The following is a 21,771-nucleotide window of genomic DNA, read 5'->3' on the forward strand; positions in this document are numbered from 1 at the left end:
CGCTTTCAAAAAATGCGTATCGGTAAAATACTGCCCGTTTACGCGGCTTCCCGCCTCCATTTAGAGTCATAGGTGTCCGATCAGGGCAAGCAAAGCTGCGGCAAAAACCCGAGAGGGATTGGATGCTGCAAATAAATAGCTGGAGGTAGAACAATGCGGAAAAGAGTAAACGTTTACATCTCACTCTTCTTGGTCATGGCGATGCTGATGGCCGGATGCAGCGGTTCCGGAAGCGGAACGGACGATTCAGCCGAACCACCGGGTAACACTTCAGACAAAAAAGTAAAGCTGACGGCCATCATGACCAAGCATGCTTTGACAAAGCCGCTGGCTGAGATGGAGTGGCTGCAGAAAGTGGAAGAAGCCGCCGGGGTGGAGATCGAATGGCAGGAAATTACGGCCGATTGGGGACAGAAGAAGGGAACGATGCTGGCCAGCGGCGACATTCCGGATTTGTTCATCGGACCGAATGTGATCACGGACGCGGATTTCGCCCAGTTCCAAGGACTGTTCCAGGACTTGTCCGGCATGCTTGACCAGGCACCGAACGTGCAGAAGATGTTCAACGAAAAGCCGGATACGAAGCTCATCGCTACCCAGCCCGACGGGAAAATTTACGGGCTTCCGAAATATCAACGCTTCTGGCCCGCTTCGGCCAGCCGTCAGTTCATTAACCAGAAGTGGCTTGATGAGCTCGGGCTTACAATGCCGACGACATGGGACGAATTGTACGAGGTGCTCGTCGCGTTCAAAGAGAAGGATGCCAATGGCAACGGCGACCCGAATGACGAAATACCGATGGATTGGCCGGGAGGCATCGGCGGATATTTCAACCCGGCGGTGATGCTTGGCAGCATGGGGATCACACTGACGGACGGGAGCCCGCAGGGCTATTTTGTAGAAGACGGCAAGGTGAAGAATTATCTTACGGACGAGCGCTACAAGATGATGGTCGCGTTCCTTCATAAGCTGTATCGGGCGGGATTGATCAATCCGGAAGTGTTTACGCACGACTATACCAAGTATCAGTCCGTTGCACGGGGCGAAGGGGATACGGCGAAGGTCGGCTTTACTTGGGGCTGGGTGGCTTCCGATCGGTTCGGACAGCAGCTTGCGTCGCAATACGCGTCCATGCCGCCGCTCAAGGCGACGGCCGATTATGCCGGAGAGCTGTCCTGGAGCTATGACTACTACTCGCTCAACTACGGAACGAACCATATCGTCATGTCGGCAAAGAGCAAGCAGAAGGAAGCGGCGATGCGGTTCATCAACGAGCTGTACGCGCCGGAAGTCGGGATGCAGGTGCTGTTCGGATCGATCGGGCCGAATATTAAAGACAATGGGGACGGTACATACAGCGTTCTGCCTCCGGCGGATGACAAAATGGACCCGGGCACGTGGAAATGGACGTCGACGATGGCGGATAACGGGGCTTTTTATATTCCGGATTCGCTGGAGCTGACGCTCGGTACCGATATGCAGGAGGTGCTCGGCCAATCGGAGCCGCTTGCCGAAGCGCTGGAGGTCGATCCGGAGAAGGATGTTTTTCCGGGCATGTTCATTAAATATTCGACGATGGACAACAACACGATGAGCCTTAACAACACCAACGTCATGAATCTGGCCGAGTCCAGCTTTGCCAAATGGGTGACCAAGGGCGGCATTGAAGCGGAATGGGATGCTTACGTGAAGGAAAGCGAGAAGGCCGGCCTCAATCAAAACCTGGAGATCATGCAGAAATATTACGACGAATACATGAGCAAGAACTAATCGGGGATAACGGGCGAGACTAGGCCATTTTCAGCGGGTGAAGATGGCCTCCTCCCCCTAGCTGCGAAGGAGGGATATCATGCGGTCACCCAAAGGCATTCAGAGCTTTAAACGCGATTATCAATTATGGATTATGATTTTGCCGGCGATCCTCGTCATTCTGGTGTTCAACTACATCCCCATGTACGGAATTCAGCTGGCCTTTCGGGATTTTGATTTCACCAAAGGCCTCACCGGCGGGGAATGGAGAGGGCTTGCTTATTTCGAGCAGTTCATCGACAGTTATCTGTTCACGGATTTGATGCGCAATACGTTTCTTATCAGCCTGGCTTCGATTGTTCTGGGCTTTCCGGCTCCGATTATTCTGGCGCTGATTCTGAACCAGATTCGAAAAAAGCGAATGAAAAAGCTCATGCAGACGACGGTATATTTGCCTCATTTTATTTCCGTCATCGTTCTCGTGGGCATGCTCAACGTGCTGCTGTCCTCGGAAACCGGCGTGGTCGGTCATTTCATGAAATCAATCGGGCTCGAACATATCAATCTGCTGGCCTCAACCTCGACCTTTATCCCGGTCTACGTGCTCTCGGATATTTGGCAGCATTGCGGCTGGAACAGCATTATCTATCTGGCAGCGTTGTCCGCAGTAGACCCCCAGCTCTATGATGCGGCCAAAATGGACGGCGCCAGCCGCTGGCAGACGATCCGGTACGTGGATATTCCCGCGCTCGTGCCGACGATCATCATTTTGTTCATTCTCAGCATGGGCAGCATTCTCAGCACCGGCTTCGAGAAAATATTCCTGATGCAAAACGCTCTCAACCTGCCGGTATCCGAGGTCATTGCGACGTATGTGTACAAGATCGGCATTATCTCCAACCAATTCAGCTTGGCTTCAGCCATCGGGCTGTTCAATACCTTGATCAATTTCGTGTTTCTGTTTGCCATGAACGCCATTTCGAAACGCGTGTCCAATACGAGCCTATTCTAATGAGAGAGGGGAGGAGGAACGGCCATGGATCACATAAGTGCCCGGGTCACCGGTAAAGAATTCGCCTTCAGGGTCGTCCTGGCCCTGTTGTGTGTCGTTATTTTTCTTTTGATCGCATACCCGTTGTATTTTATCGTTATCGCTTCCTTCAGTGATTCGACGCTGGTATCGACAGGCAAAGTGCTGTTCTTTCCGAAAAACATCAGCTTCTTCGGATATCAGGAAATTTTCAAGGATATGCGGATTTGGACCGGCTACCGGAACACGGTGTTTTACACGTTATTCGGGACGCTCGTGAACATGCTGTTCACGCTGCCGGCGGCGTATGTGCTTTCGCGGAGGGAATTCCGGGCGAGACGGATCATCATGTTCTTCTTCGTGGTGACGATGTTTTTCAATGGCGGTCTGATTCCGACTTACCTGCTGATGAAGGATTTGCAGCTGACCAATACGATCTGGGTGTTCATCCTGCCTTTTTCGGTGAATGTGTTTTACCTCATCATCGCCAGGACGTTCTTCGAAACGTCTCTGCCGAAGGAGCTGCACGAGGCGGCCGTGATGGACGGCTGCTCGCATTTCACGTTTTTTTTCAAAGTGGCGCTGCCGCTGTCCAAAGCGATGGTGTCGGTCATCGCCCTCTATTATCTGGTGGGGCACTGGAACGATTTCTTCACAGCGCTGATCTATATTCGGGATACGAAGCTGCAGCCGCTGCAGATCATCCTGCGGGACATCCTGTTGTCCAATCAGGTATTTGCCAACGGGGCAGGCACCGGCGGCGATGCGGGGGGATATGCTCAGCGGTATGCGGATCAGATCAAGTACGGGGTCATTATCGTTTCGACGCTTCCGATTTTGGTCATTTATCCGTTTATGCAGAAATATTTCGAAAAAGGCGTCATGATCGGTTCGATCAAAGGGTAACGGTGGAAGAGGCGTGCCGGGCAGCGCAGGGGCTGGTCGGCACGCTTTTGTGCGTGCTGCCAGAGGCGGCGCGGGGGAGTGACAAGGCGCCGGCAGGGGCTTCACAAGTCCCGAAAAGGGACTTGCTGTCGTGAAAAAGCGCCGCATGGACCTCACAAGTCCCGAAAAGGGACTTGCTGTCGTGAAACGGCGCCGCATGGACCTCACAAGTCCTCAAAAGGGACTTGCTGTCGTGAAACGGCGCCTAAACGCCGAACTGTTTTAAGTGGTGGTCCAGGTGCTTGTATAACCCAATTCCCCATTGTTCGGCGGTCAGCTTGCCGAAAAAGGGATGCGGGTGCGGCGTGATTTTCGCCGGCCCGTCTTTCTGAAGCTGGACGATTTTTCCCTTCAGAGTTTCTTTTTCCACCTCAAAATCGCGATCATCTGCAATGATTATGCTGGGGATCGTGGACATATTGCGAGCCGGGGGCTTCGCATTATAAAACATCGGTTTCACAAAGCGGCCGATCAATATCCCCAGCCAGCCTCTAGGAGGGAAAGAATTCCCCATGGCGATATCCTGGAAAGCCGAACAATGGGCTAGCATCTGGGCGACGTTCATTTTGCCCCACTGCGGTTGTAAGCTCGGATTTAGATTGTCGATACGGTTCATGAGTTCTTTAACATGGGCTTGATTGAACATGGTTTCCATGATTTGATTGCTCCTTATTGGCGAGGTGTAATCACAGGGCTTTCCTGAGGCCGACTCAATCTCGGAAACCATTATACCAATTCATTTAAAGACCGATTTCTTTCCGATTGCTGTATCTCACGATGATTCACGTCAGTTTTAGAGTCATGATGCTGCCCCGGGGTTACTGCATCGGCTGGTTTCTGTTGGGTCTATCTTGTTCGGGTGGGTGCTTATCTTGGTCCGAAGAACCTTTTTAGATGATATGACAGATCGAATAGAGACCAAGCTCTCCTCATTACAATGGTAAAGGCAATCTTAATCGAAAGAAAGATGGAAAACTAACCATGAGGAGGATATTCCGATGATCCAATTATGTATGGTGAAAAGAGGGCTGCGGCAGCTGGCCTTGATCGGATTGCTGATGGTCTCGATCAGCAGCCTTGGCCTGTCTGAATTCACAACGGTAAAGCAGGCCGATGCGTTTAGCGCAGAAGCGGCCAGGCCGGCAACATGTTCCGCAGCTCCGTGGGAAGCGACGGCTACCTACAGCGGAGACAGCGAGGTGTCGCATCAAGGCAAGCTCTGGACAGCAAGATGGTGGACAACGGGCGAGGAGCCGGGAACGAGCGCTTCTTGGGGAGTATGGGATGCCCGAGAGACTTGCGGAAACGGGGGAGGACGTGATGAAGACGGTAGGTTTGAACCTGAACCCCATTCCGCATCTAACGATACTTCTTGCGCATCGTCTTCCTGTCTGCACAGTGCGTTGAAAAATGCCGTTCCAGGCGGCCGGATCGTCCTGGAGCCTGGCACCTACACGGGAAGCTTCTCCTCGGATGCAGGCGGGACCTCGGAGCAGCCCATCGTCATCGAAAGCCGGGATGCCGCGAACCCGGCGGTCATTTCCGGATATTCCGCCGGCTCCGGCTACGCACTTCGGGTCCGGGGAGACCATTGGATCATCCGTAATCTGAAGCTGACGAACGCCCAAAAGGGCATATTGCTTGATCATTCGAACCACACGCTGGTTTCCGGCGTAGAGGTCTTTAACATCGGCTACGAAGCCGTGCATTTCCGGGACGGCACTTCATACAGCACCATTGAAAACTCGCGGATATACAATACCGGCAAAACCGGCCCGGGCTTTGGCGAGGGGGTTTACGTCGGTTCGGCGGAAGGTGCGTCATATGACCAGAATACGCATTACAATACGATCCGGGGCGTCATTTTCGGCCCGAACATTACAGCCGAGCATATTGACATTAAGGAAAGATCGATCGGGACGCTGGTCGAGAATTGCACCTTTTACGGCGAGGGAATCAGTGGAGCGAATTATGCCGACAGCTTCGTGGATGTGAAAGGGAGCGGGGCCATAATCCGGAATAATACCGCTTACCAGAATGGAAACAGCGTCATTGTGGATGCCTTTCAGCTTCATGAAATTGTACCGGGATGGGGAATCAGCAACGAATTCTCCAATAACACGGTGTTTCTGTCCGATCCGGACGTTTATGTCATCGCAGCCTATGGTAATACATCGGCCACAGCCTCCCAGAATACGAGAAGCCCGGTCGGCAATATGTACAAGGGGAACGTGACGGTTGCGCCATGATTGACAGGGTCAAGCGTTGTAACGATGACTCCAGCAAGGGCTCAGCAACGACGCTCGGACGATTGGCCATCGGTTGCTCTCCCAATGATCTTTTATAAAATGTGAATTTTAATATTGGAAGCGTCGTGACAGAATGTGAAGGTTCGTGTTGGATGATGAGCATGGGTATAGGAGGGAGGGGATCAGCTGCGCTTGTAGGGATCAGGAGAAGCTGCCGGTGCACGGACTCATTTAGAAATAAGAAACCGAACAGCTATACCTCAATCTTCGGAGGTCTTTTTTAATAGAGAGTCCAGTTTTTTGTGCAAATGCTGCAATTCTTTATTGTAGTGCCTGTAAGTTATGACACCAATAACGGATTTTATGCCGAAAAAGAGGATGGCTGCAATAACAATCAGCAAATAATTGTGAGCCATTTGACTAAGCCAGCTGTTGATCTTTTCCATGATGGACCCCCTTTAGGAACAGTATTCCCTTGTAAACAATAAATTTATGCCACGTTGGCCGTTGATTTACGCTGCGGTTCGGCCATTGCTTAATAATGAGAGACAGATAGGAGGCATGATAAAATTGTAGATTGATTTTGACGCAAAAAAACAACAGGAGCATCGCGGGGCGATGCTCCTGTTGCGATAGCGGAACTCCGCCCGGAGAAGACTAGGCAGTATAGTCTACCGGGCTCCTCTTTGAAAGGACTAACCCGCACCGTCTGCCATACTCTGCTTCGTGAATCAAGCCCGTATCCTCTTCAGGCTCCGCTCGAACAACAACCAAGCCGTACCGTCTACCAGACTTTTGCTTTATGGCAACCAAGCAAGAGTCCGCTGGCTGACTCCTCGTTCCTAAAAATCGGAAAAATCCTCGCTCGGCTGCGAATCCGACGGAATTGTAAATGAAACCGTCGTGCCTTGATTCCGGGTGCTCTTGATCACGAGACCGGAGCCGAAGGTTTGCAGCAGCCGCCGATTCGTATTATAGAGACCGATGCCGCCTTTTCTCTGATCAGGAGCTTGCAGGAGCTGGGCGACGCGGTCAGGCTCCATACCGAGGCCGTTATCCGTCACTTCAACGGCAATGGTTTCCTCCTGCCTAGCGATTTTGATCGTTATCGTACCGCCTCCGGCCCTTGTTATAATACCGTGCCGTACCGCGTTCTCCACAAGCGGCTGAATGGCCAGTGGCGGGATGAGGACACGAATATCCCGGTCCACGTCCCATACCACGTTCAAACGTTCTCCGTATCGCTCCTTCTCGACGTATAAATAGGCCTGGATAAGCTCAAGCTCCTGCTGGAGCGGAACCAGTCGATCCTGATTCCGATAGTGGAAGCTGATCTGCAGATAGGAGCTGAATGCCTCGCCAAGGCTCCGCATGCGATCGACGTCCAAGTCGCTAAGCGCCATGATCGAATTCAAGGTGTTGAATAAGAAATGCGGGTGAATCTGCGCCTGCATATAGGCAGCTTCCATTCGCAAGCGATCATCCACGGAATGCTTCAACGTAATCAGCGAATGGATACGGTATCTTAATTCCACCGGGTCCACGGGCTTCGTCACATAATCATTTGCGCCGGACTGGAAGCCGGCATACACATCGGCTGATTCGCTCCGCGCCGTCAGCAGCAGAACGGGCAGCTCCGATGCGTTAAAGCGTTCCCTTACGTTGCGCGTAAGCTCGTAGCCTGACATCTCCGGCATCATGACGTCCGCAATGAGGAGATCCCATGGCTGCGAGCCGAGAAGCTCCAGCGCTTCGGCAGCCGAGGCTACGAATTTCAGGTTGTACGGCTCCGCTGATAGTATGCCGGCAAGGATCCGCAGGTTAACAGGATCGTCATCCACGGCCAGGATGCTGACGGGATGACTTTGGGCCAAGGAACCCGTCGGTACCTGAATAGGAGAATCGCCTTTGGCGAGGTCCCAGCTGGCCGCGAGCTCTTCGTAGGCAGCTGTGCCTACGGCAGGTACGGGAACCTGCTGCGGTGACGTGCTCTCTGTTCTCGTGTCCGCAAGCGGAAGTGTGAAGGCAAACGTCGTCCCGCTTCCTTCTACCGATTTGACAGACAGCTCGCCGCCGTGAAGCTCAACGAGCTCCTTGCTGATGCTGAGCCCAAGGCCGATCCCCTTCGCGTCATTCAACCCTTGATTGCCCTGCTCGTACGGAAGAAAAATGCGCCTTATCGTTTCAGCGTCCATCCCGATGCCCGTATCCGAGACCGTGATGGTCATTTTTCTGCTATCTGCAGCGGCAGAGACGGTAATGGTTCCTTTCTCCGTGTACTTGATGGCGTTGTGGATCAAATTGAGCAAAATTTGAACCAGCCGCTTTTCATCCGCCTTGACGGCTGGAAGGGAGTCCGGGATCTTCATCTGGAGTCGAACGGCCGTGCTTTCCGTCATAAATTTTACAATATCGAATACCCCATTAACGACGGAAACCAGGGATACCTGGGTCGGCTGCAGCTGAATCTGCTTCTCTTGAAGACGCACGGCATCCAGCAGGTCATTTAATAAATGCGACATGCGGCGGCTGACCGTGATCAGAAGGTTCAAGTCTTCGCTGCTCTGCTTGCTGAGGGTTTCCTTTTCCCGTTCGGCGAGACTTATGGCAATATTCATGATACCGTGCAGCGGCGTGCGCAGCTCGTGGGACGTGTTGGCCAGAAAGCGGTCCTTCATTCGGTCCGCGAGCTTCAGTTTATCGTTAAGTTTGCTGATTTGATGAATGTTGCGGAAGTATCGCTTAAACCAATAGGCTGAAAAACCGATTAGGGCCGCGAGCACATCCACCGGATAATATACGGACGGCAGCTCCCAATAATTACTGATCGCCCCCCATATGACACTCGCCATCACGCCGCTGGCTGATAGCAGGAGGAATATCGCATCATCCCGGCTGTCAAGGACCATTCGCGTAAATACGTAGACCGAGAGCAGGACCGGCAACAAGTAAAAGAAGGCAAATACCCGGTATTCCACCATCCCGTGAACCCAAGGCCCCGGAGCGGCAAAGACCACGATCGTATAGAGGATCAAAAGCCCGCTGAAGGCGTTAAACCACAAGTTCCGTTTTCGGGCGGTAAAGCTGCGGCTCAGCTTCCAAATGAAATAGGAGAGCCACGAATAGGAGAGGAAGGTTACTTTAAGCTCCCATTCATAATTTAAAGGGACCCACTTCATCAAGAGGCTGTCGTGCGATGTGACGACACTCAAAGCTGCCGATACAAGCAGCAGGAAAAAGTCGAGCAGAGACCGTTCCCGCGGATTGAATAAGTATAAAATGCAGGCGTACAATCCGTGCAGCATCAGGACGACAAACGTAATTTGCTGGAGATCGACGGAGACGCCGTACTCATCCTGGATCGCCTGGTGCGATCCCAGCTTGATCGGCTTTGAGATTCCGCCCATGTAAGGATGCTCATAGTTTGCGACCCGGATAACCAGATCAAGCTCCCGAGCCTCCCGGTCGGGAACATAATCGACAACGAAAGAGGTGCGGTTCGGCTGATAGGAAGCTTGGCCAGTCTCTCCTGTCCTTCCCATAGAAGCTACCGTTTCGCCGTTGATGTCCACGGTGGTCGCGGATTGAATCTCCTGAACCCAGAACGAGAGTGGGGCCGCAAGCGGACGATCCAGCAAGATGCGAAGCCGGTACGTCCCGTTTCCGAATGATGATTTCACTTCATGCGCCCGGCCTTTATTCCAGTCTCCAGGTACATGCACGAAGGATGACGTCTCAGACGTCTTCAGCTCCTGTTCATTTGCCAAGGTGTCCGGGTAGAACGCCCATTCTCCGTCCAAATTGATGGGCTTGGAGCCCAAGAGATCCCAGCCTCTCAGATCGAGCACCCCATCAGAGGCTTTCGGTTGATCTGCAGGAGGGGCGTAGGCTTCAAGCCAAAGCCAGCGGATTCCGAGGAGCATGCTCAGAAAAACAACGAATGCCGCAACACGGTGGATAAATTTGGTAAAACGAAAACGTTCATGGTTCTTTGCGCGTAGGGTTGTCACCGTTCACGTTCCTTTTTAAGAAGTCTTACTTTCAAATATACGCAAAATTACATCAGCCGTACAGACATTTCCTATTTGAGCACGCGGCCCAAGCCAATGGAAAACGGATTTGGAAATGCGATGAATCGAGAAGAGGGCAAGCTTGTGGGGCATCTGTTCATAAAAAAACCGGCGGCTTTTCGTAAAAGCACAAAGCTTTCGAAAAGCGCCGGTATGATTCAAAAGGTGGACCTTGCGCTCAGGCGCAAGCAAATCCGGGGGCAGCTTACATGCCTACGTGTTGACCGGGCTGGCTGCTCTCTGAGCTCCGTTCTTTCGGCGTGAAAGGCCACCAGTTGGCCCGGCCGAAGATGCGTACCATGACCGGCACGAAGAACGGAAGAAATACGAGGGCGTACAGCACGAGTCCGACCAGCACGACGGTGGCGATCTGCATCATGGACAGGACGCCCGACGGATACATCGCGGCGAACGTTCCGCCGAGAATGACGACTGCGGACAAGATGACCGTGCCCATATTCCGCATGGCGTGAAGGATGGCATCCTTGACATCCCAGCTCTTGTTCTCGTTAAAGCGCGCCATCAGGAAGATGCTGTAATCGACGCCAAGCGCGATCAGCATAACAAAGCTGAAGAATGGCGTCGCCCAGGTAATGCCGGAGTAACCCAGTCCGTGCACGAAGATCATCTCGGTTACTCCAACCGAAGTAAAGTACGTAATAACGAGGGAGATAATGAGATAAATCGGCATCACGATGGAACGCAGCAGCACGACGAGAATAATAAAGATTCCGCTGAGCATCAGAATAACCGTACGGGTATAGTCCTCGTCCGAGATGCTCTGCAGGTCATGGTTCGTGCTCGTAATGCCGCTGATGGCGACCTCGGCGTTTTCCAGCTTCGTATCCTTCACCGCGCGGGCAACGGCCGCCTCAATCTGCTCGACGCTTCCCAGCGCTTCCTCGCTGTACGGGTTTGTCGACAGCACGACATCGAGGGTCATGACCTTGCGGTTATCGGATAAGTACGTATCGAACACCGTCTGCATCTCGTCGTTCTCCAGCGCTTCCTGCGGAATGAAGAACCCGCTGAGCTCATCGTCCTGGAGATCCTGGATCTGCTGCAGGTAGTCTTGGGCCGAACTTAAACCGTCGGTAATCTGCTTCAACCCGTCCGCGCTGGAGTTCAGGCCTTCCGTCAGCTCGCCAAGCTGTCCGGTGAGATCACCGAAGCCGTCCGCCAGCTGTTGCTGGCCGCCCTGCAGCTGCTCGAGCCCGCCTGTAATGGATGGGATCTGGCTCACGATGCGTCCCTGGCCGTCCGCGGCCTGCGAAAGTCCGGACTTGAGCTCACCGATGCCTGCCGCCAGCTTTTGAAGCCCGTCTGCGAGGGCGGTCTGCCCGGCGGCCGCTTTGGTGTAGCCCTTGTTGGCTTCCGATAGACCGGCGGCCGCACCCTTCATCTGCTCGGAAATCTGTCCGAGTCCTGCCGCCAGCTCGGCAGTGCCGGCAGCTGTCTGGGTCACGGTCCCCTTAATCGTCTGGTAGTTCATGTCCTGGAGGATTTCAGGATGACTGTTCTCAAGACCCGAGAAGGAGGCTTCAAGCCCCTTCAGTGCAGCCGCTACGCTTCCAAGCTGCTCCTGAATTCCGCTTACGCCGCCGTTTAGCGCCGCAAGTCCGGTATCCAGCTGCTTGTAGCCCTCAAGCAGCTTGGCATGCGCGTTCGCAAGCTCTTTCGCGCTTTGCGCCGCTTGCGTAAGCCCGGACTCGATTTCGCCGGCTCCGGCGGATCCGCTTTTGATCCCTTGCTCAATGGCTTTGAGGCCTGTTGCAAGCTCAGTCATGCCGGCCTTCAGCTCGGCCGTTCCTTTCGTTAATTCCTTTGCGCCGGCAGCGGCTTCATTCAGCTTGGGCGCATTTTCGCTCAGCTGCTTGCCTGCCTCGGATAAACCGCTCTGAATTTGTGCCAGCCCGTCATTCGTTTCCGTAAGGCCCTCATTCAGCGTTTTCACTTGAGTCGGAATGAGGAAGTCATGTATTTGCTCGCCGGTCGGGCGGGAGAGGCTGCGAATGCTGGATACGCCTTCGACCTTTTCCACTTCCCGGCTGATCTTCTCCGCGAGTCCCATATATTCGGCCGTATCCATCTCGTCATCATTCTTAATGACAATGGTGGAAGGCAGCGATTGTCCGGGACCAAAGCTGTCGGAAATAATGTTGAAGCCTTTGACGGACTCATAGCTCGGACCGATCTCCTCCAAACTGTTGAAGGACAGCTTGCCGCTGTATGTCACGAGAAACGGAGCCACGATAACAGCCACGACAAGCAGCGCGGCCCAAGGCCTTTTAAGCGAGAAGGATCCGGCCGCTCCCCACAGCTTGTTCTCGCTGTGCTCCAGCTTCCCGCGGGAAGGCCAGAACAGCTTCTTGCCGAGCACCGCCATAAAGAACGGGACGACGGTTATGAGAGCAAGCAGCATGACGGCGATGCCGACGGCGACAGCAACCGCGGATTTGTACAAGATGAATTTCGACAGGCCGATCGCTATAAAGCCGACGAATACGGCCAAACCGGAATAAAAGACGGTGCCGCCCGCTTTCCGGTACGTTTCGATGATTGCCGACTTCGTATCATCCGAGGCTGTCAGCTCCTCCTTGAAGCGGCTGATCAGCAGGATGCAGTAGTCGGTCCCGATGCCGAACATGACGGCAACCATGAAGATCTGCGTAAATGTTGAGATCGGGAAGTCGAACCGGTCGACGAGGAACGAGACCACCGATTGGGACACGATGTAGCTGAGACCGACGGTGAGCAGCGGAACGAATGGGGCGACAAAAGAACGGAATACGATGAAGAGGATAAGAAGAATAAAGATGACCGTAATATATTCCGTTTTCTTGAGCCCTTCTTCCGAGCTGACGATCGTATCTTCATTAATGAGTCCTTCACTCGTCAGATAATGCTCCGCGCTAACGCCTTCAAGGATCTGATCGACTTGCTCAGGCAGCGCCTTGACGGCCTCTTGGCCTCCGCTGACCTGCAACGCCGTCATGATCGTTTTGCCGTCCTTGGCAATCAGCGTATCTTCAAGCTCCTTCTGGGTGAACGGCTCATTGATGGAGTCGATATTCAGGCTTTCCTTTCGGTCGTTCAGGCTCTGAATCCCCTGCTTAATGCTCTCCTTATCGGCTTCGCTCAAGCCATCGGGATTATGAAAGACTAGGGCAACCTGATGTAAGGTTTCTCCGCCCTCGCCTCCCGATGCTTCCTTAAGAATTTCGGCAGCTCTCGACGACGTGTAGCCGTCAGGAACGGACAGCTGACCCTTCTCGCGGACGAGATCCGCCATCGACGGTGCCGTCAAGAATAGTGAGACGGCAGCAGCAAGCCACAGGACAATAATGAGCCATCTTGCTTTTAGTATGGCTTTCAATTTTTTCTCCCTCCTGATTCCTGCATCAATTGACCCAGCTTCTCGAACATCGAGATAAACATTTCGATATCTTTTTCTTCGAAATGCTTTAGGTACGGGGAAATGATATTCCGTACTTGCTCCTGGGCCGATTCGAAAATGGATGTACCATAGTCGGTTAACGCCAGGTAGACCTGCCGCCGGTCCGCTTCGTCGCGGGTCCGGTATAGGATCCCGGCGTCAACGAGTCGGTTGACGATGGCAGTGATCGAGCTTTTGCCTACGGCCAGCGTGTCGGCCAACTGCGAAGAGGTGCACTGGGGCATGCTGTTGATCAAGCGCACGACCTGGAATTGGTCGTTCGTCAGATCCTCGCCAAGATGTTCCCGCATTTCGGCACTAATGCGCCGGGTAACCAACTGGTAAACATCCAAATACCGGTCGATCCACTGCTTCGCTTTGTCATTCAACCGATAGCCCTCCTTTCCCGAGCCATATAGTTCGTGTGTGAAATAGTTTCATTATTGAACTATATGGCAGCTGGGGGCAAAAGTCAAACAGCTTGCTTATTGAGGCTGATGACCGGGGAATGGCCATGAGGGGGCGGGGAGATTTATTCGCATGTCCACCAAGCCGGCTTTTCTTGCGGCGCTTAAAATCCGCTTGAAGCCATCCTTTTACGATATGATCGATCGCTTGGCTTATATGAAGCCCGGGACTACCGGGATACGCCTTTTCGGATGCGAGGAGGCTCCCTCCGAGATCTCGCACGGACACCAATCAAAACATTCGTGGAGACGATGTAATAATTAGAGAATCAAGCTGAAAGGAAGCGAATTATTCAAAAGGCACGTTACGGACCGGGGCGAGTCGCATGCCGATGGTCAGACCCAACCATACGAGAAACAGCGTGACCGGCATTGCGATGGCCAAGCCAAGGGCAAGGGCTCCGAGATCGATCATTTTCTGGTGGATCAGATTGTATAGAGCGTAAGCTCCAAAGGGAATTTCAAGAAGAGCAGCGGTAATCACACCGGGAGTGTATTTCCGCAGCAGGACGGTAGCCCCTACATGCTTTATTCCGTCCAGGAGGAACACCGCAACGAATCCGGCGTATAGAAACGGCATGCTGCCGACCGTGTCATAACGAACAGCGGCATGCCAGGTTACGGAGGTGAGCACGAAGCCGAGCACCAGTACGGCAAATGTAAAAGAAAGCGTCAGATTTTTATCCCACCTTATCGGGATGGACGATACTTTGGAGAGCCATGGGCTGTCTTTGTTCCTCCTAATCCAGTGCTCCATGCTTGCGATTTCCTCGCCATCGTGCAGGAAGAATACGACTGGCAGCAGCCATAACAGCATTTCCGAGTTCCAATCCACCATCATCACAATTCTCTCCCTTCAAAGGTCCTTCAACAGAACAAAAAGTTGAGTAGACACTCAAATTATGAGTATAAAATTAGCTGATGCTTTAGCGAAAATTGCTTAAGCAATCAGCAGGAAATCATCTTATGCAATACGCCAGGACAGCAGCCTGCTTAAAAAAGGGCCTTACAAGGATTAACCATTATGACAATATAAACATATTGGTATGCATTACCGATCCCGTCGGATGTTTCCTAACTCCATCCGTGCATCAGCAAACGGACAAGCTCCCGGACATACGCCTCGCCACCAAGCGGCATAAACTCCTCGCCGAAACGGGAATGGAGCATGAAGTAAACGAGAATGGAAGAGGTGACCGTCATCATGGCGACTTGGACGGTAAATTCCTGAGGAGGCCCGGATGCTCCCTGGCGTTTCAACATATTCCTGCCCGCCGTACCGAATCCGTCGATCAGGCTGGCAACTTCAGCCGATACCTCGGCATCGTTAACTAACTCCGGGGACCAGATGAGCATGATATATTCCTGATTCAATTTCAGAAACTCGAGATACTTCAAGCCATAGCGGACCAACGCCTCTTCCGTCGACAGCTCAGCCAGCGCATCCGCATCTGCTTCTACTTGCGGAATAAAGGAAAAGTTGCGAACGATATCAAGCAGCAGCTTCCGTTTATCACCGAAATGATAAAATATCAAGCCTTCGGCTACCCCGCTCTCGGCAGCGATTTCCTTGGTCGTTGTGGCATGGTATCCCTGTCTGGAGAACAGGCTTAAAGCTGATTGAAGAATCCGTTCTTTTTTTGCATTCGCTTTGCTGGTTGGCATAAGTAAATACCGCCTTTGTGGTTGGAATTTCGGTCCTGATATGAACTTCGTTTTGAAGGGCTGCCGATTCGAAAAAGAGCGGGACATTCATCATTATGATATCGGTATACGGGCCCAAGCGTCAGGCGAATATCGACCTGAAAGCGGAAATTGAGTGTTTACTCAATATTATTTTTTCACTCACTCGTTGTCAATAGGGCTTGGAAAGGACCGCGTAGGGTCGATCGGATTCTTCGAGTACGGTTCTGGTGGATACATCTTTACATAATAGGAAAACCGCGCGATAAGCGCGGCTTCATGACGGGGTCAATTCGATTCCCTGCAGCCGATAATACTTCTCCAAAAAATCGCGAAAAGATCGTGCGGCTTGGGATAAATATCGGGACCGCAGCCAGGCGATGCGGAAGGTGCGGCGGGCTTCGGGCTGCTCGATGCGCAGCTTGACCAGCTTCAATTCCTCGCCGCTCTTGCATTCGCCGATGAGCGCTACGCCGAATCCGCTGCGCACGAGTTCGGCAATCGTGCGGGGATCCTCGACCTCGCATACGACGTTCGGGATGAAACCGGCCTGGCTGCAAAACTCGTTGTTCATTTTTTGATAGGGATGCCCTTCCTTATAACCGACAAAGGGCTCCTGCGCGGCCTCGCTTAAATGGACGGAGGCTCTTGAAGCCAGCCGGTGGGCCGGAGGGACCGCCAGAAATACTTCTTCGTCGAGCAGGGGAAGGTGGTCGATATCCGGATGCTTGATCGGCATGGATGTGAGGAAGAAATCGACCTCGCTGTACTCGATTGTCTGCTCCATGTCTTCCATAGAGGATTGAACGATGTGGAAATTGATCTCGGGATGCTCTTCCAGGAACAGTCGCAGCGGCTCGCGAAGCTGCTCCATGTTCGATAAAGCCAAATGAATGCGGCCGCGCTCCAGCCCCGCCAGATCGGCAACCTCCCTTCGTCCTTCCTCCAGCAATTGAAGCGCCGCCCTGGCTCTGGCCAAAAACGCTTTGCCGTAGGCATTCAACCGGATATGCCGTCCCTGCCGTTCGAACAAGGGGGTGCCGAGATCCTCCTCCAACCGGGAAATCGTCTTGCTCAGGGCAGGCTGCGCAATGCGAAGCTCCTGGGCGGCTTTGGTCATATGCTCAAGCCTGGCGACCGTGACAAAATACTTCAGCTGCAGCAGCTCCATCGTATCTCCTGCCTTCCTTATATACTTCAGTATATATATACATGGATTATTTTATATTTTTTATTATCTATTGGTGATTATAGAATGAAGTCGAGAGGAAGATCAATCGATAAAAGGGGATGAGATCCATGAAAGCAGCAGCTTTTTCTTCGATCGGGCCGCCGGAGGTCCTTCGCATCATGAACTTCGAGGATCCGCAGGCAGGACCGGGCGAGGTGCGGGTAAAAGTCAGGAGTGCGGGCGTGCAGCCTGCCGACTGCGCGGTGCGGGGCACCGGATGGACGCCTCCGCCGTTAACCTTGAAACAGCCTCAAATCGTAGGAAATGAGTTTGCCGGCACGATCGATCAGGTCGGGGAGGGGGTAGCCGGCTTCTCGCCGGGGGACGCCGTGCTCGGATGGTCGCTCCTAGCCTGTTATGCGGAGTATGTCGTCGTCAGTACGGATCAGATCGTGCGAAAGCCTGAATCCATGAGCTGGGGGGAAGCCGGCGTCCTGAGCGCCTCCGGGCAAACAGCCCATACGGCCCTGGAGCAGCTGCGGGTAGGGGCCGGCGACACCGTATTGATTCATGCGGCTGCCGGCGGGGTAGGGACCTTTGCCGTCCAGATCGCCTTGGCCCTTGGAGCCAAGCAGGTCATCGGAACGGCAAGCGAGCGGAACCATGATTATCTGCGCTCGCTTGGCGCGGTTCCGGTCCTCTATGGTCCGGGTCTGGTTGATCGAGTGAGGGAGATCGCTCCCGAGGGGGTGGATGCAGCTTTGGATGCGGCGGGCGAGGAGGCTTTGCGGGCATCGGTAGAGCTGGTAAACGACAGGAGCCGGGTCGGCACGATCGCCTCGTTTGAAGCGGTGCCTGAGCTTGGCGTTCTGGCGATTCGCAGTCAAAGATCCCAATCCCGGTTAAATGGGCTGGTTCGTTTATATGAGCAGGGAATGCTTCAGATTCACATTTCGCATGCGTTCCCGCTCAGCGAAGCTGCGAAGGCGCACCGGCTGGTGGAAACGGGACATGCCCGCGGCAAGACCGTACTGGTCATCGACTAGCCGCCTTAAGAGCCTGTTAGCAGGCTGACGCTTGGCGGGAGCTGCCTTGGATTCGAACAAAAGGAGATGTTCCATAAGATCATTTGATCTTGCGGACATCTCCTTTATTACGTTGGATGGCCTGCGGCCTTGATTATATCAGCTTCAGCACCTCACACAGGCGGTACACATAATGGACGCCGCGGATTTGATGGTGATTCAGGTGATTTAAATAGACAAGCGTCTCTTTAAACAGCCTTCTTGCATTATGGACCTGGTGGTGCTGGAGCTCTTGCAGCACATCCTTAATGACCTCAAGCGGATAATTGGCCGAACGGAGAATGCGGATGATCAGGATTTGTCGGACCAGCGCCCGGTTGAACGTCCGATAGCCATTCTCTTCATCGCGCGGCAGCGTTATGACCCCTTCCTTCTCCCAATGCCGGATTGCCGTGGCTTCAACGCCGGTTTCGGCGGCGACCTCGCCGATGGTCATCTTATCCTTGCGGCCATGGGAATCGGCATCATCCAATTGCTCCGTCTCCAGAATGCGGATCGTTCGTTCGGCAAGGGTTTTGTCGCGATGGAGCCGGGCCTGCACTTCATTGATGATCCATAGCGCTTCATCAAGCTCCTTCTCCTGCAGCTTTTTCATCACTTTCTTCGTAACATCGACGCCGAAGCCCGGAAACATGGCCCGGATGCATTCAAAGTATGCCGCATGCTCCTCGGTGTAGATCCGGTAGCCGCTTGCAGTGCGTTCAGTCGGCGGAACGATGCCCCAGCTCTCATAGTGCCGAAGCGCGCTTGTGCTGATGCCCAGCTTTCTGGCGATCTCGATCGGCCGGATTCCCATGGTTTTCTACCTCCTCCGGATGGGCTCGTACAATTACGTTTCTGGGTGGATTGTACCATGACGGACCACGGGAATGAAGCGGATCCTTGTATACCATTTCGATCACCGGATGATGAACAGCAAGTTAAAAGGCTAGCGGGATATTTTTGCAGAAACGCAGTCGCTCAACATTATCACTAAACCTTAAAGCACCATGACGGGATTGAGCTCAAAAAATCGCGATGCGCCAAAGATCGGAATCCTGAAATTTTGTACTTGCATCAATGTTGTAATATGGGGATGTAATCGGCGCTGGTGCTTCCGAAGCGAGTTTTGTTTCGACGTAACTCCTTCCGAAGCATATGCTCCACAAAACTGAGCGGACGCTTCCGAAGCGAGTTTTGTTGTGATTTATCTCCTTCCGAAGCATTTGCTCCACAAAACTGAGCGGACGCTCCCGAAGCGAGTTTTGTTGCGATGTAACTCCTTCGAAGCATATGCTCCACAAAACTGAGCAAATGCTTTCGAAGCGAGTTTTGTTGCGATGTAACTCCTTCGAAGCATATGCTCCACAAAACTTTTAGGAGGTTATCATGAACGGATCCATCAAAATTCGCGGCGCAAGAGAAAACAATCTGAAAAACATCTCCCTGGAAGTTCCGAAATACCAGCTGGTCGTCGTAACCGGCCCATCCGGCTCAGGCAAGTCGACGCTGGCGATGGACACGCTTCAACGTGAATGTCAGCGGCAATACATGGAATCCATGGGCATGGTGTCGGATTCGGTAAGCAAGCCGAAGGTGGACGCGATCGAAGGGCTCTCGCCTTCCATCAGCGTAGGCCAGCACATCACGAACCGGAACCCGCGCTCCACGATCGGAACGGTGACAGACATCTACACGCTGCTGCGGATTCTGTATGCCAAGCTGGGTGAGCGGAAATGCCCGTCCTGCGGCGATACCGTCGTGCCGAATGTCGAAGGCGAGTCGTACCACGGCGCTTCGGAGGACGACGAGGCCACAGACTCCTATGAGACGGTTCACTGCAGGCGATGCGGACATGCCATGGAGAAGCTGACGATGTCCCATTTTTCCTTTAACAAGCCGGAAGGTGCATGCGGCACCTGCAGCGGGCTCGGTCACACCGTGGATTTAAACCTGGAAGCGGTGTTCCGACCGGAGCTCAGCCTGCGCGATGGCGCGGTCACCATCTGGTACAGCGTGCTTATCGATTACAACACGAACATTCTGAAGGCCGCGGCGAAGCACTACGGCTTCACGTTTGACGAGCATTTGCCGCTCCGGGATTACAGCGAAGCCCAGCGGGACCTCCTCTATTACGGCGTGGAGAGCGAGGCGTTCAGCCGCCATTTCCCGGACGTTAAGCCGCCGAAGTCGGTCGGACAGGGGAAGTTCGAAGGCGTCGTGACCGGCATATGGCGAAGGTACCGGGAGAAAGGAAGCGAATCCGGCGAGGCCGCATTATTCCATGAATCCGTCTGTCCGGATTGCCTAGGCACGAAGCTGAAGGCGAACAGCAGACGCGTACTGGTCGACGGAACGCCGATCACGGAAGTGAACGCCTGGTCCATCGGCGAGGCCCTCCATTGGATGGAAGCGCTCATGAAGAAGCTGAGCAGCGACCAGCTGTTCATTGTTGAGCCGCTCATTCATGATTCGATTGTCCGCTTGAAGCGCATCATCGATGTCGGTCTCGGCTATATGACGATGGACCGGCAGGTCATCACGATGTCGGGGGGCGAGGCGCAGAGGCTTCGGCTCGCATCCATTCTCGGCTCGGGTCTCACGGGCGTGCTGTATATTCTGGATGAGCCGACCACCGGACTGCATCCGAAGGATACCCGCGGCTTGATTCAGGTGCTGAAGCAGCTGCGGGATCTGGGCAATACGGTGCTCGTGATCGAGCATGACGAGGACGTGATGCGGGCTGCCGACCATATTATCGATATTGGACCTGGTGCGGGAGCGATGGGCGGAACCGTTGTCGGACAGGGAACGCTGGCGCAGTTGATGGAACAGCCGGCCTCCGTGACCGGAGCGTATTTCCGCGAGAACGATGCACAGAAGCCGCCGCGGCGCAGACGCGGCAACGGAAGCATGCTGACGATCCATGACGCGCATCTGAGAAACCTGAAGCATATTACGGCCTCCTTCCCGCTCGGCACGCTGATCTCCGTAACGGGCGTATCGGGCTCGGGCAAATCCACGCTGCTGTTCGATCTTTTGGCCGAATCGGGAAGCGAGCGGAAGACGCCGCCGGGATGTAAAGAAATAACAGGGTGGGAGGCGGTTGGCCAGCTGATCACCGTCGATCAATCTCCGGTATCCCGCATGCAGCGCTCGAACGTGGCCACATATACCGATGTGTACACCCATATTCGGAACTGGTTCGCCGGGCTGCCGGAAGCCAAACGGAACAAGTTGACGGCCAAGCACTTCTCCTTCAACACCCAGGGCGGCCGATGCGAGACATGCCAGGGCTTGGGCGTCGTCCCGCTGCACATGCATTTTCTGCCGGAGATCGAGGTTCGCTGCCCGGATTGCAAGGGGAAACGCTTCAAGGAAGAGGTGCTCCGCGTGACATACAACGGCTTCTCCATCTCCGATCTGCTGGATATGACGGTGGAGGAAAGCTTGTCCGTTCTGGAAGACCAGCCGAAAATCATGGATTTGACCAGGCTGCTCTGCGACGTGGGCCTTGGTTACCTGAAGTGGGGGCAGTCGGTTCGCACCCTCTCGGGCGGAGAAGGACAGCGGATCAAGCTGGCGAAGGAGCTCAGCAAGAAAACGAAAAATCATACGCTGTACCTGCTCGACGAGCCGTCTACCGGTCTTCATCCGGGGGATGTGAAGCAGCTGCTGGTCCTGCTGAACCGTCTGGTCGATGCGGGAAATACCGTGATACTCGTGGAGCATAATCTCGATCTGATTTGGAACTCCGACTGGATTCTCGATATCGGGCCGGGCGGCGGGGCAGCCGGCGGAGACGTGGTAGCCAGCGGCACGCCGGAGGAGGTTGCGGCAGTCGAAGCCTCGCATACCGGCCGGTTTATCAAGGAAACGTATCTGTCTTAACCTTGGGAGGAGGAAT

15 protein-coding genes are annotated in these 21,771 nt (G+C 53.8%); 6 read left to right on the plus strand and 9 right to left on the minus strand.

The genetic code is table 11. From position 1 onward, the window contains the following. The first annotated feature begins 153 nt into the window (after window positions 1-153). The 3 genes from NST44_RS13165 to NST44_RS13175 all read left to right on the plus strand — a co-directional run bounded on the left by NST44_RS13165 (window position 154) and on the right by NST44_RS13175 (window position 3,685). A complete protein-coding gene (locus NST44_RS13165) occupies window positions 154-1,770 on the plus strand; it encodes an ABC transporter substrate-binding protein (protein ID WP_028406062.1) in 1,617 nt (538 codons plus the stop codon). A 79-nt stretch (window positions 1,771-1,849) separates the two neighbouring features. Next, a complete protein-coding gene (locus NST44_RS13170; RefSeq protein ID WP_210095027.1) occupies window positions 1,850-2,761 on the plus strand; it encodes an ABC transporter permease in 912 nt (303 codons plus the stop codon). Window positions 2,762-2,785: 24 nt separating this feature from the next. Beyond that, complete coding sequence (locus tag NST44_RS13175) at window positions 2,786-3,685, plus strand: carbohydrate ABC transporter permease (RefSeq protein ID WP_210095028.1); 900 nt, start codon at window positions 2,786-2,788, stop codon at window positions 3,683-3,685. A gap of 244 nt (window positions 3,686-3,929) precedes the next feature. Here NST44_RS13175 and NST44_RS13180 read toward each other — a convergent pair whose 3' ends face one another. Continuing rightward, the gene (locus NST44_RS13180; RefSeq protein ID WP_028406065.1) at window positions 3,930-4,379 is read right to left on the minus strand and encodes a DUF1569 domain-containing protein; all 450 of its coding nucleotides are present in this window, start codon (window positions 4,377-4,379) and stop codon (window positions 3,930-3,932) included. 343 nt (window positions 4,380-4,722) lie between these two features. On the opposite strand from NST44_RS13180, the gene NST44_RS13185 reads away from it, so the two are divergent. Then, the gene (locus NST44_RS13185) at window positions 4,723-5,973 is read left to right on the plus strand and encodes a right-handed parallel beta-helix repeat-containing protein (RefSeq protein ID WP_245256032.1); all 1,251 of its coding nucleotides are present in this window, start codon (window positions 4,723-4,725) and stop codon (window positions 5,971-5,973) included. A gap of 260 nt (window positions 5,974-6,233) precedes the next feature. On the opposite strand, the gene NST44_RS13190 is transcribed toward NST44_RS13185, so the two are convergent. From NST44_RS13190 to NST44_RS13220, 7 genes are all read right to left on the minus strand, one after another. Further along, window positions 6,234-6,419, minus strand: coding sequence for a hypothetical protein (locus tag NST44_RS13190; protein ID WP_007127599.1), 186 nt, complete (start codon window positions 6,417-6,419; stop codon window positions 6,234-6,236). A gap of 396 nt (window positions 6,420-6,815) precedes the next feature. Continuing rightward, window positions 6,816-9,983, minus strand: a complete 3,168-nt coding sequence (locus NST44_RS13195; protein ID WP_210095029.1) for a hybrid sensor histidine kinase/response regulator — start codon at window positions 9,981-9,983, stop codon at window positions 6,816-6,818. Window positions 9,984-10,248: 265 nt separating this feature from the next. Further along, the gene (locus tag NST44_RS13200) at window positions 10,249-13,419 is read right to left on the minus strand and encodes an MMPL family transporter (RefSeq protein WP_028406067.1); all 3,171 of its coding nucleotides are present in this window, start codon (window positions 13,417-13,419) and stop codon (window positions 10,249-10,251) included. Continuing rightward, the gene (locus NST44_RS13205; protein WP_007127603.1) at window positions 13,416-13,868 is read right to left on the minus strand and encodes a MarR family winged helix-turn-helix transcriptional regulator; all 453 of its coding nucleotides are present in this window, start codon (window positions 13,866-13,868) and stop codon (window positions 13,416-13,418) included. The genes NST44_RS13200 and NST44_RS13205 overlap by 4 nt, the downstream gene beginning before the upstream one ends. 367 nt (window positions 13,869-14,235) lie before the next feature. Next, window positions 14,236-14,787, minus strand: a complete 552-nt coding sequence (locus NST44_RS13210) for an HXXEE domain-containing protein (RefSeq protein WP_028406068.1) — start codon at window positions 14,785-14,787, stop codon at window positions 14,236-14,238. A gap of 233 nt (window positions 14,788-15,020) precedes the next feature. Then, complete coding sequence (locus tag NST44_RS13215; RefSeq protein ID WP_007127605.1) at window positions 15,021-15,611, minus strand: TetR/AcrR family transcriptional regulator; 591 nt, start codon at window positions 15,609-15,611, stop codon at window positions 15,021-15,023. A gap of 295 nt (window positions 15,612-15,906) precedes the next feature. After that, window positions 15,907-16,800: a LysR family transcriptional regulator gene (locus NST44_RS13220; RefSeq protein WP_028406069.1), complete on the minus strand. Its 894-nt coding sequence runs from the start codon at window positions 16,798-16,800 to the stop codon at window positions 15,907-15,909. Window positions 16,801-16,928: 128 nt separating this feature from the next. On the opposite strand from NST44_RS13220, the gene NST44_RS13225 reads away from it, so the two are divergent. After that, on the plus strand, window positions 16,929-17,846 hold the full coding sequence (locus NST44_RS13225) for an NADP-dependent oxidoreductase (RefSeq protein WP_340899818.1): 918 nt from the start codon (window positions 16,929-16,931) through the stop codon (window positions 17,844-17,846). 133 nt (window positions 17,847-17,979) lie between these two features. Here the strand turns inward: NST44_RS13225 and NST44_RS13230 are convergent, their stop codons facing one another. Further along, window positions 17,980-18,681 (minus strand): MerR family transcriptional regulator, encoded by a 702-nt coding sequence (locus NST44_RS13230; RefSeq protein ID WP_028406071.1) that lies wholly within the window; start codon window positions 18,679-18,681, stop codon window positions 17,980-17,982. Between the two features lie 572 nt (window positions 18,682-19,253). Between NST44_RS13230 and uvrA the strand changes: the two genes are divergently transcribed. Continuing rightward, complete coding sequence (gene uvrA / locus NST44_RS13235) at window positions 19,254-21,755, plus strand: excinuclease ABC subunit UvrA (protein WP_144867520.1); 2,502 nt, start codon at window positions 19,254-19,256, stop codon at window positions 21,753-21,755. The last annotated feature ends 16 nt before the right edge of the window (window positions 21,756-21,771 follow it).

Source organism: Paenibacillus sp. FSL W8-0919, from assembly GCF_038003785.1.
In the GTDB taxonomy this organism is placed as follows: Bacteria; Bacillota; Bacilli; order Paenibacillales; family Paenibacillaceae; genus Paenibacillus_AQ; species Paenibacillus_AQ lactis.